The following is a 13,439-nucleotide window of genomic DNA, read 5'->3' on the forward strand; positions in this document are numbered from 1 at the left end:
GCCGTTCTCGTCTTCAGCGTCCGTCAGAGGCGCGACCGAAAAAACGAGGAAACGACATGGATTTCAGACATTCCGACCGCGCCCTGGACTGGCACGCCCGCGTGCGCCGTTTCCTCGACGAACAGGTCATCCCGCGCGAGGCCGAGTATTTCGCCCAGGTGCGGGAGAATCCGAACCGCCAGCCTCCGGTCATGGAGGCCATGAAGGCCGCCGCGCGCGAGGCGGGCCTGTGGAACATGTTCCTGCCGGGCGGCCATGACGGTGAGAACGGGGGCGCCGGCCTGACGAACCTCGAATACGCCCCCCTCGCCGAGATGATGGGCCGCCACCTGTGGACGGCCGAGGTGTTCAACTGCAACGCCCCCGACACCGGCAATATGGAGGTGCTCCATATGTACGGAAACGCGGCCCAGCAGGACCGCTGGCTGAAGCCGCTGATGGCGGGCGAGATCCGCTCCGCCTTCCTGATGACCGAGCCCGAGGTCGCCTCGTCCGACGCCACCAATATCCGGACCCGGATCGAGCGCGACGGCGACCACTATGTCATCAACGGCCGCAAATGGTGGTCGACCAACATGGCCCATCCGAACGTCGCCGTGACCATCGTCATGGGCAAGACCGATCCGGCCGCCGCTGCGCACGCCCAGCAGTCCCAGATCATCGTCCCCGTCGATACGCCCGGCTTCCGGGTCGAGCGGATGCTGTCGGTCTTCGGTTATGACGAAAAGCCCATCGGCCACGCCGAGGTGGTGCTGGAGAACGTCCGCGTGCCGGTCGAGAACCTGATCGCGGGCGAGGGCCGGGGGTTCGAGATCGCTCAGGGTCGCCTCGGCCCGGGCCGCATCCACCACTGTATGCGCGTGATCGGCGCGGCCGAGCGGGCGCTGGAGCTGATGGTGACCCGCCTTCTGAACCGCACCGCCTTCCGGAAACAGCTGGCCGAACATTCGGTGTGGGAGCAGAGGGTCGCCGACGCCCGCACCAATATCGAAATGTGCCGCCTCCTGGTGCTGAAGGCCGCCTGGATGATGGACGAGGCGGGGGCCAAGAACGCCCGCTCCGAGATCGCCCAGATCAAGGTCGCCGCCCCGCGCATGGCGCTTCAGGTCATCGACGACGCCATCCAGGCCTTCGGCGGCGCCGGCGTTTCGGCCGACACCCCCCTGGCCGAACTCTATGCGACCGTGCGCACCCTGCGCATCGCCGACGGCCCCGACGAGGTGCACAACCGCACCATCGCCCGGCTGGAGTACGCCAAACACGGCGGCAGACCCTCGGCCTGAGAATCGGCGTCGCGCCGTCCGCTTCAGACGGGAACCCGTGGCGGAGCTTGACGTTTCAGGACTGGACGACGCGAGGCCAGCCGGGGCGTCGCAAGCGGGGACGGAACGGCTGAGATGAATGCGCGCTTCGAGCCCGACACGCGGGCGGCGTCCGACGTGACCCGTTTCCGGGCGATCCGGGGCGCTATGCCCGCCTTGGCGGAAGGCCTGTCGCCCGCGGATCTGGCGGCCCAGTCCATGCCGGACTGCAGCCCCGGCAAATGGCACCTGGCCCACACCAGCTGGTTCTTCGAGGCGATGATCCTGTCGGCCGACCCGAACTATGCTCCGGTCGATCCGCGCTTCCAGCAGCTGTTCAACTCCTACTACGAGGCCCTGGGCGAGCGGGTGCCCCGGCCCCAGCGCGGCCTGATGACCCGGCCCTCGGTGAACGAGGTCCTGGCCTATCGGCGCGAGATCGACCGCCGCATGGCCGCCTGGCTGGCCTCGGGGCCGTCCAGCGGCCATCAGCGCTATCTGTTCGAACTGGGCCTGCACCACGACCAGCAGCATCAGGAGCTGTTCCTGATGGACCTGCTGAACCTGATGGCCTGTTCGCCGCTGGACCCGGCCGCCTATGCGGTCGAGCCGCGACAGGCCCCGCCTGAGGCCGCGCGCGGCGGCGCCGTCGTCTTCGAGGGCGGCCTGGTCTCGATCGGTCATGGCGGCGCCGGCTTCGCCTTCGACAATGAGGGGCCGTCGCACCGGGTCTGGCTGGAACCCTTCGCCCTGGCCGCCGACCTGGTGACCAACGGCGACTGGCTGGGCTTCATCGCCGACGGCGGCTACGCCCGGCCCGAGCTGTGGCTGTCCGATGGCTGGGCCACAGTCAAGGCCGAGGCCTGGACCGCGCCCCTCTACTGGCGCCGCGACGGCGACGACTGGACGGTCCTGAGCCTGATCGGCCGCGCCCCGGTCGATCCGACCGCCCCGGTGCGGCATGTCAGCTTCTATGAGGCTGACGCCTACGCCCGCTGGGCCGGCAAGCGCCTGCCGTCCGAGGCGGAGTGGGAGCATGCCGCGACCACGGCGCCCGACGCCTTCTCAAACCTGTCGGGCGAGGTCTGGCAGTGGACGTCCAGCGCCTACGCCCCTTACCCCGGCTTCCAGCCGACGCCTGGCACGGCGGCTGAGTACAACGGCAAGTTCATGGCCAATCAGATGGTCTTGCGCGGCGGCGCCTTCGCCACGCCGCCCGGCCACGCCCGCGTCACCTATCGCAACTTCTTCTATCCCCAACAGAGGTGGGCCTTCATGGGTCTGAGACTGGCCGAAGACGCCCCGCGCGGGCGCACGAGTTTCATTGAGGACGCCCAGACGGCCGCCTTCCGGCGCGACCTGGTCCAGGGCCTGTCCCGCGACCAGAAGGCCGTGCCGCCCAAGTGGTTCTATGACGCCGAGGGCTCGCGCCTGTTCGAAGAGATCACGGCCCTGCCGGAATATTATCCGACCCGTCAGGAGACGGCCCTGCTGCGCGACCGGGCCGCCGCCCTGACCGCCGACTTCGGCCCCGAGGCCGTCCTGGTCGAGTTCGGTTCGGGCGCCAGCGAAAAGACCCGCATCCTGCTGGACGCCGCGCCCGACCTCGGCGCCTATGTGCCGCTGGACATCAGCGAGACGGCCCTGCTGGACGCCGTCGCCCGCCTGTCCGCCGACTATCCGGCCCTGCGGGTCCAGCCGGTCCTCGGCGATTTCGAACATCTGTCGCCCTTGCCGAACGATTTGCCGCAGGGCCGGCGCATCGGCTTCTTCCCCGGCTCGACCATCGGCAATTTGGAGCCGGAGGAGGCGGTGGGGTTCCTGGCCTCGGCCCGGCGGATCTTGGGGGAGGGGGCGCTGTTCATTCTCGGCGTCGATCTGGTCAAGGATCCCGCGACCCTGGTCGCCGCCTATGACGACAGCCGGGGCGTCACTGCGGCCTTCAACCTGAACCTCCTCGTCCGCGCCAACGCCGGCCTGGACGCCGATTTCGACCTCGACGCCTTCGCCCACCGCGCCGTCTGGAACCCGGATCAGTCGCGTATGGAAATGCACCTTCAGGCGTTGCGTCAAACCGCCGCCCACGTCGGCGACCGGGCCTTCACCTTCATGGTGGGCGAGACCCTCCACACCGAAAGCTCGCGCAAGTTCACGCGGGATTCGGTCGAGGCCATGGCCAGGGAGTCCGGCTGGTCCATGGCCGGTTTCGAGGTTTCGCCCGAACCCCGCGTCGCCCTGGCCTTACTGCGGGGGTGAGGGGGCCACTTCCTTTCTGACAATACAGATAAGATCGTCATCCTCGGCACAAGGCCGAGGATGACGGGCGAGTGCGTGGAAAAGAAAAAGGGCGGCGCATCCTCGACGCGCCGCCCTGCAGACTCTCACTGAAACCGTATCACTCGGCTTCGTTCGAAGCCGCGTCCTTCTTCGGCCCGTGCGAGGCCTCGCCGCCCTTGCGTCCGGCCTGGGCCGCCAGGCTGCGGTCCTGGGAGAAGCTTCGTTTTTCGCTGGGGACGCTGGCGCCCCCCTTGCGCGCGATTTCGCGCTGACGTTCGGGATCCATGGAGGCGAAGCCTCGCTTGGAAACGCCGGAGGGTCGCGAGGTCTGGCCGTCCATCGGTGTTCCTTTCAGTGCTGCCGTTGCGCTTGCCGAAATGAACCCTGTGACTCCGTGACGGTTCCGTAGGTAACTTCGTTTTACCGCGGTGATCTGAACGTCTTTGTGGTTTGACTTCAAACGGCTGCATAGGGGCGGGAATCGCCTTCGCCGCCGCCGCCCGGCTCCATCGGCGGCATTTCGTCGGGCGCGTCGGCCGGATCGATCTCGGGCTGGGGCGTCGGCTCGGGCTGGATTTCCGGTTGCGGCGTTCCGGGGGGCGTGGGTTCGACATAGGTCATGGTCTTCTCCTCTGAATGGAGAACGCGGCCCGCACCCCAATGTTCACCCCCGGCTTTGGGGGCGGACCTGGGGAACTGGATCCGGTCGGGCCGGTTCAGTGTCCGAACCCCGGAGATTCCCATGACCCAGACCCCCATCGCCCCTTCCTCGCCCGATGACATCGTCACGGAAGACGACGGCCCGACCCAGCGCCTCGACCGACAGGCGGACGCCATCCTGGCCGAGGGCGAAGCCCGCAGCTTCGAGGACACCACGTCGCTGCGTCAGGCTCTGCGCGAAGACGCCGCGATGATCCGCAGCAAGCTGGCCGGCCGGGTCGAGACCGCCCGCGACGGCATCCGCGATGAGCCGATGAAGACCACCCTCTACGCCCTGGGCATAGGGGTGATCATCGGCATGCTGATGCGCCGCTAAAAGCAAACCCTCTCCCGCCGGGAGAGGGCTTGAGCGCACGAGAGCGCAGCGATCGTCCTTGCGCAAAAGGGTGAGGGGCACGGTGGTGCGAGCTGGCCCGCCGCCGGTCCCTCATCCGGCCCTGCGGGCCGCCTTCTCCCCACGGGAGAAGGAAAAGATCTAAGCCGGCCCCGTCGGCTCCCGCTGGATCGGCGCCCTCTGCAAAGCCGCATCCGACACGAAGGGATTGGTCCGCCGCTCCTCGCCGAAGGTCGAGATCGGCCCGTGGCCCGGCACGAAGGTCACGTCGTCGCCGAGCGGCCACAGCTTCTCCACCACGGCGCGGATCAGGGCGGGCGGATCGCTCATCGGGAAGTCGGTGCGGCCGACCGAGCCCTTGAACAGCACGTCGCCCACCTGGGCGAACCGGGCCGCCCGGTTGAAGAAGATCACATGGCCGGGGGTATGGCCGGGGCAGTGGCGCACCTCCCAGCTCGTCTCGCCCAGGCTGACGGTATCCCCATCCTCCAGCCAGCGGTCAGGCGTAAAGGGCCGGGCTTCGGGCAGGCCGTACATCCGGCCGGTCTCCACGATCCGGTCGATCCAGAACTGGTCGGCCTTCTGCGGTCCGGTGATCTGGACCCCGGTCTTCTCCTGCATCTCCGCCGCGCCGCCGGCGTGGTCCAGATGGCCGTGGGTGATCCAGATCTGGTCCAGCGTCAGGCCGCGCCGCGTCACCTCGGCCAGGACCGCATCCACCGATCCGCCCGGATCGATCACGGCGGCCTTGTTGGTCGCGGTGCACCAGACCGTGGTGCAGTTCTGCTGAAGCGGCGTGACGGGCGTCACAAAGACGCCGATGGGGGAGGCGGGCTGGGTCATGACGCCTTCTTAGCCGCCCCCGTGACGCGAAACCACCGCTGCGGCCCACGCTCGCGTTGACCTTTTGAGCCCTTCTCGACATAAGGGCGGGCTTCGAGGCGCCGCTCCAAACGGGGCGGCCTTCTTGCTTTATCCATTCCGCGCCGACCGTCCCGACGGTTCATGCGCCCCAGAGCGTCAGAAATCCCGACCATGCAAGTCGTCGAAAAGTCGAACGAAGGCCTCAGCCGCGTGATCGCGGTCACCATTCCCGTCGCGGAGCTGAACGAGAAGCTCGAAGCCCGCGTCAAGGAAGTCGCCCCGCAGATGAAGCTGAAGGGCTTCCGTCCGGGCAAGGTGCCGGTCGCCCACGTCAAGAAGACTTTCGGCCGCGACTTCATGGGCGAGATCATCAACGCCCAGCTGAACGAGACCAGCCAGAAGGCTCTGGACGAGGCCAAGATCCGTCCGGCCGCCCCGGCCGAGATGAAGCTGACCTCCGACATGGACAAGGTCATCGCCGGTCAGGAAGACCTGGCCTATGAGATGTCGCTGGAGATCATGCCGGACTTCACCCCGGTCGATCCCAAGACCCTGAAGCTGGAACGCCCCACCTATGAGGCGTCGGACGCCGATCTGGACGAGGCCCTGACCGAACTGGCCGGCCAGGCCAAGTCCTACGAGGACAAGAAGGGCAAGACCGTCAAGGCCGCCGAGGGCGACCAACTGACCATCGACTTCCTGGGCAAGCTGGACGGCGAACCCTTCGAAGGCGGCGCCGCCGAGGACGCGGACCTGGTGATCGGCTCGGGCCGCTTCATCCCCGGCTTCGAAGAGCAGCTGAAGGGCGCCAAGGTCGGCGAGGAAAAGACCATTGAGGTCACCTTCCCCGAGAACTATCAGGCCGCCCATCTGGCCGGCAAACTGGCCACCTTCGACATCAAGGTGAAGGCCATCAAGGCCGAGGTCGAAGCCAAGGTGGACGACGAGTTCGCCAAGCGTATCGGTCTGGAATCGCTGGATCGCCTGAAAGAGCTTCTGAGCCAGAACCTGAACCAGCAGTACGCCGGCGCCGCCCGCTTCAAGCTGAAGCGGGCCCTGCTGGACCAGCTGGACGCCGCCCATGACTTCCCCCTGCCGCCCAAGATGGTCGAAGCCGAGTTCGACGGCATCTGGCAACAGGTCGAGGCCGACAAGGCCGCCGGCCGCCTGCCGGAAGAAGACGCCGCCAAGTCCGAAGAGGACCTGAAGGCCGAATACAAGAAGATCGCCGAGCGTCGCGTGCGCCTGGGCCTGGTCCTGGCCGAAATCGGCCGCGCCCACAATGTCCAGGTCACCGACCAGGAGCTGAACGCCGCCCTGCTGCAGGAAGCCCGCAACTATCCGGGCCAGGAGCAGGCCGTCCTGAACTTCTACCGTCAGAACCCCAACGCCGCCGCCCAAATGCGCGCCCCGATCTATGAGGAAAAGGTCGTCGACCTGATCGTCGGCCTGGCCGAAGTCACCGACAAGCCCATCAGCAAGGAAGAGCTGCTGAAGGAAGACGAAGAGGGCTGATCGCCTCCTTCATCGGATCGTGAAGAGGCGGGGGTCGGCGATCCCCGCCTTTTTCGTATGCGGGCCCCACCTTGTAAGGCGGCCTTCATAACGCGATATGCAGAACAACAAGGCGAGCGACCGCGAGTCGCGCGCTCCCCCGCATTCTTGAGAAGGCTCCATGCGCGATCCGATCGAACTGATGAACATGAACCTCGTCCCCATGGTGGTCGAGCAGTCCAGCCGGGGCGAGCGCTCCTTCGACATCTTCTCGCGCCTGCTACGCGAGCGGATCATCTTCCTGACGGGGCCGTTCGAGGACGGCATGGCGTCGCTGATCTGCGCCCAGCTGCTGTTCCTGGAGTCGGAGAACCCCAAGAAGGAAATCTCCATGTACATCAACAGCCCCGGCGGTCAGGTGACCTCGGCGCTGGCGATCTACGACACCATGCAATACATCAAGAGCCCGGTCTCGACCGTGGTCATGGGCATGGCGGCCTCGGCCGGCTCCCTGATCCTGACGGCCGGCGAGGCGGGCCAGCGGATCGCCCTGCCGAACGCCCGGGTCATGGTGCACCAGCCCTCGGGCGGCTTCCGCGGCCAGGCCTCGGACATCGAGCGCCACGCCGAGGACATCCGCTACACCAAGAAGCGGCTGAACGAGATCTATGTCCATCATACCGGCCGCACCTATGAGGAGGTGGAGCGCACCCTGGACCGCGACCACTTCATGTCGGCCGAAGAGGCCAAGGCCTGGGGCATCGTCGACCACGTCTATGACCGGCGCGAACAGGCGGACGCCGACGGCATAAAGACGCCCGGCGCCTAAGCCCCGTTTTCAGCTAGAATGAGGGGGCGCGTCCTGGCGGCGCGCCCCTTTCTTTTCGTCCATCGGAACCGAGATGCAGTTCACAAGAGACCCCTCAGGCACGATCGAGGTGGAGGGCGAGACCTACGCCTGGGAAATCCGACGCCAGCCACGCCCCGTCGGCGGCGCGGTGTGGGAGGGGATGGCCGTCTCCCTTCGCCATGTGGATTTCAAGCGCGAGGCCATCATCCAGTTTCCGCCGCCCTTGCGTCCCAACGGCCGGCCCGACGTGGAGAAGCAGCGGGTCAATGTCGATGCGGTGCGCAACGCCGTCACCGCCGCCATCGAGGCGGGCTGGGACCCGACCTCGCGGGGCAAGGCCATGGTTTTCGACGTGGACGCCGACGGCCGCTGAAGCGGTTCAGGGCCGCTGGGTGAAGACCCGGAACCCCGGCGACTGGGCGATGGCCAGCATTTCGGCGTCGCCGGAGGTGTCGCCATAGGCGGCCGTCAAGACCAGATCCTCGCCATAGGCGGCCTTCAGACGCCGCACCTTCTCCTCGCCCCGGCAGTTGGCGCCGTCGAAGGCGCCGGTCACCCGGCCTTCAGCGTCGAAGGTCAGGGGCGTTCCCAAGAGGGCCTCGGCGCCCAGCCGGCGGGCGAAGGGCTCAACCGTCGTCTCGGGCGAGGCGGTCACGATCACGCGATGGGCGCCCCGTTCGCCCCATTCGTTCCAGACCTTCAGCGCGTCCGGCCGCATGAAGCGGTCCCAGACCAGGTCGGCGAACCGTTCCGCCTCGGCCTCCAGACTTTCGCGGTCCATGCCGGCCAGGAATTCCTTGACCGAGGCGGCCTTGATCCGGCCCCGATCACGATCCCGCCCATAGGCCGCCAGGGCCGGCGCCAGCTTGACCAGACCCAGGGCCCAGCCGCCCGGACCGGCCTTCCAGCGCAGAAACTGCGTGAAACTGTCGCGAATCGTCAGGGTGCCGTCGAAGTCGAAGGCGACGAGCGGCTGTTCCGAATTGATCCGGGACTGGCGTAATTCCTGCAGGCTTCCCATGTCAGACATTCGCCGTGATCCCCAACGACACTGATCCATCCCCTTTCCGTGACCTCGCCCCTCCGCCTTCGGGGTTGTCGTGGAACGTGGGATGGGTGATTGTCATTTTTTGAAGACCTTTGCGTCCAGAGTGCTGGAATCAACGCGGAGGAAGCGCGTATCGGGCCATTTCGGTCCGCTCCGCGGGAGTGAGATAAGGGTCTATGACCAAAGCAGCCGGCTCTGACGCCAAAAGCACCCTGTACTGCTCGTTCTGCGGAAAGAGCCAGCACGAAGTCCGCAAACTCATTGCGGGACCGACCGTCTTCATCTGCGATGAATGTGTCGAACTGTGCATGGACATCATCCGTGAAGAGCACAAGATCGGCTTCAAGAAGACGAGCGACGGCGTCCCCACGCCCAAGGAGATTCGCGACGTCCTGGACGATTACGTCATCGGCCAGTCGCACGCCAAGAAGGTCCTCTCGGTCGCCGTCCACAACCATTACAAGCGGCTGAACCACGCGACGAAGAACAACGACGTCGAACTGGCCAAGTCGAACATCATGCTGATCGGCCCGACCGGTTCGGGCAAGACGCTGTTGGCCCAGACCCTGGCCCGCATCATCGACGTGCCCTTCACCATGGCCGACGCCACGACCCTGACCGAGGCCGGCTATGTGGGCGAGGACGTCGAGAACATCATCCTGAAGCTGCTCCAGGCGTCGGATTACAATGTCGAACGGGCCCAGCGCGGCATCGTCTACATCGACGAAATCGACAAGATCAGCCGCAAGTCGGACAATCCCTCGATCACCCGCGACGTCTCGGGCGAGGGCGTGCAGCAGGCCCTGCTGAAGATCATGGAAGGCACCGTCGCCTCCGTGCCTCCGCAAGGCGGCCGCAAACATCCGCAGCAGGAGTTCTTGCAGGTCGACACCGCCAACATCCTCTTCATCGTGGGCGGCGCCTTCGCCGGGCTGGAGAAGGTGATTTCGGCGCGCGGCGAGGGGGCCTCGATCGGCTTCGGCGCCAAGGTCAAGGAAATCGACGAGCGCCGCACCGGCGACATCCTCAAGGGGGTGGAGCCTGACGACCTGATGCGTTTCGGCCTGATCCCCGAGTTCATCGGCCGTCTGCCTGTCCTGGCGACGCTGGAGGATCTGGACGAAACGGCCCTGGTCACCATCCTGACCGAGCCCAAGAACGCCCTGGTCAAACAGTACAAGCGTCTGTTCGAGATGGAGAATGTCGAACTGACCTTCACCGACGACGCCCTGATCGCCGTCGCCAAGAAGGCCATCACCCGCAAGACCGGCGCGCGCGGCCTGCGTTCGATCCTGGAAGGCATTCTGCTGGAGACCATGTTCGAACTGCCGACCTTCGAAGGCGTCGAGGAGGTGGTGGTCAACGCCGAGGTCATCGACGGCAAGGCCCAGCCCCTGCTGATCTATTCCGAAGCCTCCAAGAAGAAGGCCGACGGCGCCGCCTGATCGGGCCGCCGCTGAACGTCACAAGGGCCGGAGCGACGCCGCTCCGGCCCTTTTTTCAGCTGGGATCCTCCCCCGCTTGCGGGGGAGGTGTCGCGTCGATCGCGCAGCGATCCAGCGACGGAGGGGGAAATCTCACGAGTCTCCCGCAGGGTGGAAGAAACCCGCACCTTCTCTCGCCCTTTCGGCCGGCGCTTCATCCGCGCACTCCCGCATTCAGTCTCATAGGCAATACAAAGACTTGTCGGTCCCAGGCGCTGATCGACCCGTCGCGGCGCCGGGGCGGCTTATGCTGGCGGGATCAGCCGAGGCGGCGCAGAGGCGTGACGGAGGTGACTTTCAAATCGGACAAATCGGACAGATCGGACAGATCGGACACATCGGACACTGTTTTTCAGCCGTCCGAAAACCGCGCGCCGACCGGCCGCAGACCCCGGCGGCGTGGGCTGAAAGACACGTGCATGTGGGCGGATGGGCGGCCACGCTTGAACCGCAGGTCTTTCAAACCACATACTCATCCGAACGCCGTCGGAATCGACGGGCCGTCACGCGCTGGTCGGGCCTCTTGCCCGGGCGACCGTGGCGGCGGGCCGGCGATCACCAATGGCCCAGGAGTACGCATCATGACTGACACCAAGATCCTGCCCGTCCTGCCGTTGAGAGACATCGTGGTCTTTCCGCACATGGTCGTGCCGCTCTTCGTGGGCCGCGAAAAATCGGTGAAGGCCCTCGACGAGATCATGAAGGGCGAAAAGCAGATCCTTCTGGCGACCCAGAAGAACAGCGTTGACGACGACCCGTCGCCCGACGCCATCTATCCCATCGGCGTCCTGGCCAGCGTCCTGCAGCTGCTGAAGCTGCCGGACGGCACGGTCAAGGTCCTGGTCGAGGGCAAGGGCCGCGCCCGCCTGACCCGCTTCACCGACCGCACCGACTATTTCGAAGCCGAGGCCGTCGAGATCGAGGACGAGCCGGGTGAGACCTCTCAGGCCGAGGCCATGCTGCGCGCCGTGGTCGAGCAGTTCGAAAACTATGTGAAGCTGAACAAGAAGGTGCCGCCCGAGGCCCTCAGCTCCATCCCCCAGATCACCGACGCCTCCAAACTGGCGGACTCGGTCGCGGCCCATCTGTCGGTCAAGATCATCGACAAACAGGGTCTGCTGGAAACCATCGACGTGCCCAAGCGGCTGGAGAAGGTCTATGGCCTGATGGAGGGGGAAATCTCCGTCCTGCAGGTCGAGAAGAAGATCCGCTCGCGCGTGAAGCGTCAGATGGAGAAGACCCAGCGCGAATATTATCTGAACGAGCAGATGAAGGCGATCCAGCGCGAGCTGGGCGAGACCGACGACGCGCGCGACGAAATCATGGACCTGGAGAAGCGCATCCGTAAGACGCGCCTGTCCAAGGAGGCCCGGACCAAGGCCGAGGCCGAGGTCAAGAAGCTGCGCAACATGTCGCCGATGTCGGCCGAATCGACGGTGGTGCGCAACTACCTCGACTGGCTGCTGTCCGTGCCGTGGGGCAAGGCCAAGCAGAAGCCGATCGACCTGGTGCGGGCGGAAGAGATCCTCGAGGAGGACCACTTCGGCCTGGAGAAGGTCAAGGAACGGATCATCGAATATCTGGCCGTCCAGGCCCGCACCGGCAGCCTGAAGGGGCCGATCCTGTGCCTCGTCGGCCCACCCGGCGTCGGCAAGACCTCTCTGGCCAAGTCGATCGCCAAGGCCACTGGGCGTGAATATGTCCGCATGTCGCTGGGCGGCGTGCGCGACGAGAGCGAGATCCGCGGCCACCGCCGGACCTATATCGGCTCCATGCCCGGCAAGATCATCCAGTCGATGAAGAAGGCCAAGACCACCAACGCCTTCGTCCTGCTGGACGAGATCGACAAACTGGGCGCCGACTGGCGCGGCGACCCGTCCTCGGCCCTGCTGGAGGTGCTGGACCCGGCCCAGAACTCGACCTTCGGCGACCACTATCTGGAGGTGGACTACGACCTGTCCCAGGTCATGTTCGTGACGACCGCGAACAGCCTGAACATGCCGCAGCCCCTGATGGACCGGATGGAGATCATCCGGGTGTCGGGCTACACCGAGGACGAGAAGGTCGAGATCGCCAAGCGTCACGTCCTGCCCAAACAGATGAAGGACCACGGCCTCAAGGACGGCGAACTGGTCGTTCCGGACGAGACCATCCGCGACCTCATCCGCTACTATACCCGTGAGGCCGGGGTGCGTTCGCTGGAGCGGGCCCTGGGCGGCCTGGCCCGCAAGGCCGTGCGCGAAATGGCCAAGACCGGCGTCGCCTCGATCACCGTCGATGCGGACAAGCTGGCCGAATACGCCGGTGTGAAGAAGTTCCGCTACGGCGAGACGGACGAGGAGGATCAGGTCGGCATCGTCACCGGCCTGGCCTGGACCGAGTTCGGCGGCGACATTCTCACGATCGAGGCGATCAAGATGCCCGGTCGCGGCCGCATGACCGTGACCGGCAACCTCAAGGACGTGATGAAGGAGTCGATCTCGGCGGCGGCCTCCTATGTCCGTTCGCGGGCTCTGGACTTCGGCGTCAAGCCGCCGGTGTTCGAGAAAACCGACATCCACGTCCACGTGCCGGACGGCGCCACGCCCAAGGACGGTCCGTCCGCCGGCGTCGCCATGACCGTGGCCATGGTCTCGGTCCTGACGGGCGTGCCGATCCGCAAGGATATCGCCATGACCGGCGAGATCACCCTGCGCGGCCGCGTCACCGCCATCGGCGGCCTGAAGGAGAAGCTGCTCGCGGCCCTGCGTTCCGGGGTCAAGACGGTGCTGATCCCCCAGGAGAACGAAAAGGACCTCGCCGACGTGCCGGACAATGTGAAGTCAGGTCTGGAGATCGTGCCGATTTCCACAGCGGACGAGGCCCTGAAATGGGCCCTGGTCGGCGCCCTGACCCCGGTCGAATGGGACGAGACGGCTGAACCCCTGCCGACGCCCGTTCCCCCCGCGGAGGGCGCTACGGCGGCCGTCAGCCACTGAAACGCGACTTAAGTCGCACGCCGGAACGCCGCCGACAGCCCGTCGGCGGCGTTTTCGCTTTTGACGCGAGCGCCTATCGGACGTTTACT

Annotated in this window: 12 protein-coding genes; 8 read left to right on the forward strand and 4 right to left on the reverse strand. The window is 66.1% G+C overall.

Going from position 1 to position 13,439, the window contains the following annotated elements:
- The first annotated feature begins 56 nt into the window (after nt 1-56).
- Both AC1RKE_RS08085 and egtB read left to right on the forward strand, forming a co-directional pair.
- Nucleotides 57-1,283: an acyl-CoA dehydrogenase family protein gene (locus tag AC1RKE_RS08085; RefSeq protein WP_395942027.1), complete on the forward strand. Its 1,227-nt coding sequence runs from the start codon at nt 57-59 to the stop codon at nt 1,281-1,283.
- Nucleotides 1,284-1,397: 114 nt separating this feature from the next.
- Nucleotides 1,398-3,557, forward strand: coding sequence for an ergothioneine biosynthesis protein EgtB (gene egtB, locus AC1RKE_RS08090; RefSeq protein WP_492896799.1), 2,160 nt, complete (start codon nt 1,398-1,400; stop codon nt 3,555-3,557).
- 139 nt (nt 3,558-3,696) lie between these two features.
- Here egtB and AC1RKE_RS08095 read toward each other — a convergent pair whose 3' ends face one another.
- Nucleotides 3,697-3,918, reverse strand: coding sequence for a con-10 family general stress protein (locus AC1RKE_RS08095; protein ID WP_152950050.1), 222 nt, complete (start codon nt 3,916-3,918; stop codon nt 3,697-3,699).
- 116 nt (nt 3,919-4,034) lie between these two features.
- Nucleotides 4,035-4,199 carry a hypothetical protein gene (locus AC1RKE_RS08100; RefSeq protein WP_182713809.1) on the reverse strand — a complete coding sequence of 55 codons (165 nt, stop codon included), beginning with the start codon at nt 4,197-4,199 and terminating at the stop codon, nt 4,035-4,037.
- Nucleotides 4,200-4,320: 121 nt separating this feature from the next.
- Between AC1RKE_RS08100 and AC1RKE_RS08105 the strand changes: the two genes are divergently transcribed.
- Complete coding sequence (locus AC1RKE_RS08105; RefSeq protein WP_224761412.1) at nt 4,321-4,614, forward strand: DUF883 C-terminal domain-containing protein; 294 nt, start codon at nt 4,321-4,323, stop codon at nt 4,612-4,614.
- A 159-nt stretch (nt 4,615-4,773) separates the two neighbouring features.
- On the opposite strand, the gene AC1RKE_RS08110 is transcribed toward AC1RKE_RS08105, so the two are convergent.
- Nucleotides 4,774-5,475, reverse strand: coding sequence for an MBL fold metallo-hydrolase (locus tag AC1RKE_RS08110; protein WP_287105219.1), 702 nt, complete (start codon nt 5,473-5,475; stop codon nt 4,774-4,776).
- A gap of 192 nt (nt 5,476-5,667) precedes the next feature.
- Here AC1RKE_RS08110 and tig point away from each other — a divergent pair, with 192 nt between their 5' ends.
- The 3 genes from tig to AC1RKE_RS08125 all read left to right on the forward strand — a co-directional run bounded on the left by tig (nt 5,668) and on the right by AC1RKE_RS08125 (nt 8,213).
- Nucleotides 5,668-7,011, forward strand: a complete 1,344-nt coding sequence (tig, locus tag AC1RKE_RS08115; protein ID WP_348684520.1) for a trigger factor — start codon at nt 5,668-5,670, stop codon at nt 7,009-7,011.
- A 160-nt stretch (nt 7,012-7,171) separates the two neighbouring features.
- Nucleotides 7,172-7,819 (forward strand): ATP-dependent Clp protease proteolytic subunit, encoded by a 648-nt coding sequence (locus AC1RKE_RS08120; RefSeq protein ID WP_054765520.1) that lies wholly within the window; start codon nt 7,172-7,174, stop codon nt 7,817-7,819.
- Between the two features lie 73 nt (nt 7,820-7,892).
- Nucleotides 7,893-8,213 carry a hypothetical protein gene (locus AC1RKE_RS08125; protein WP_054765521.1) on the forward strand — a complete coding sequence of 107 codons (321 nt, stop codon included), beginning with the start codon at nt 7,893-7,895 and terminating at the stop codon, nt 8,211-8,213.
- Nucleotides 8,214-8,219: 6 nt separating this feature from the next.
- On the opposite strand, the gene AC1RKE_RS08130 is transcribed toward AC1RKE_RS08125, so the two are convergent.
- Nucleotides 8,220-8,870, reverse strand: coding sequence for an HAD-IB family hydrolase (locus AC1RKE_RS08130; RefSeq protein ID WP_182713807.1), 651 nt, complete (start codon nt 8,868-8,870; stop codon nt 8,220-8,222).
- A gap of 194 nt (nt 8,871-9,064) precedes the next feature.
- Here AC1RKE_RS08130 and clpX point away from each other — a divergent pair, with 194 nt between their 5' ends.
- Nucleotides 9,065-10,333 (forward strand): ATP-dependent Clp protease ATP-binding subunit ClpX, encoded by a 1,269-nt coding sequence (gene clpX, locus AC1RKE_RS08135; protein ID WP_054765523.1) that lies wholly within the window; start codon nt 9,065-9,067, stop codon nt 10,331-10,333.
- Between the two features lie 620 nt (nt 10,334-10,953).
- Nucleotides 10,954-13,350, forward strand: coding sequence for an endopeptidase La (lon, locus tag AC1RKE_RS08140; protein ID WP_395942029.1), 2,397 nt, complete (start codon nt 10,954-10,956; stop codon nt 13,348-13,350).
- Nucleotides 13,351-13,439: the final 89 nt, after the last annotated feature.

It is taken from the genome of Brevundimonas sp. GW822-FHT03E11 (assembly GCF_058801445.1).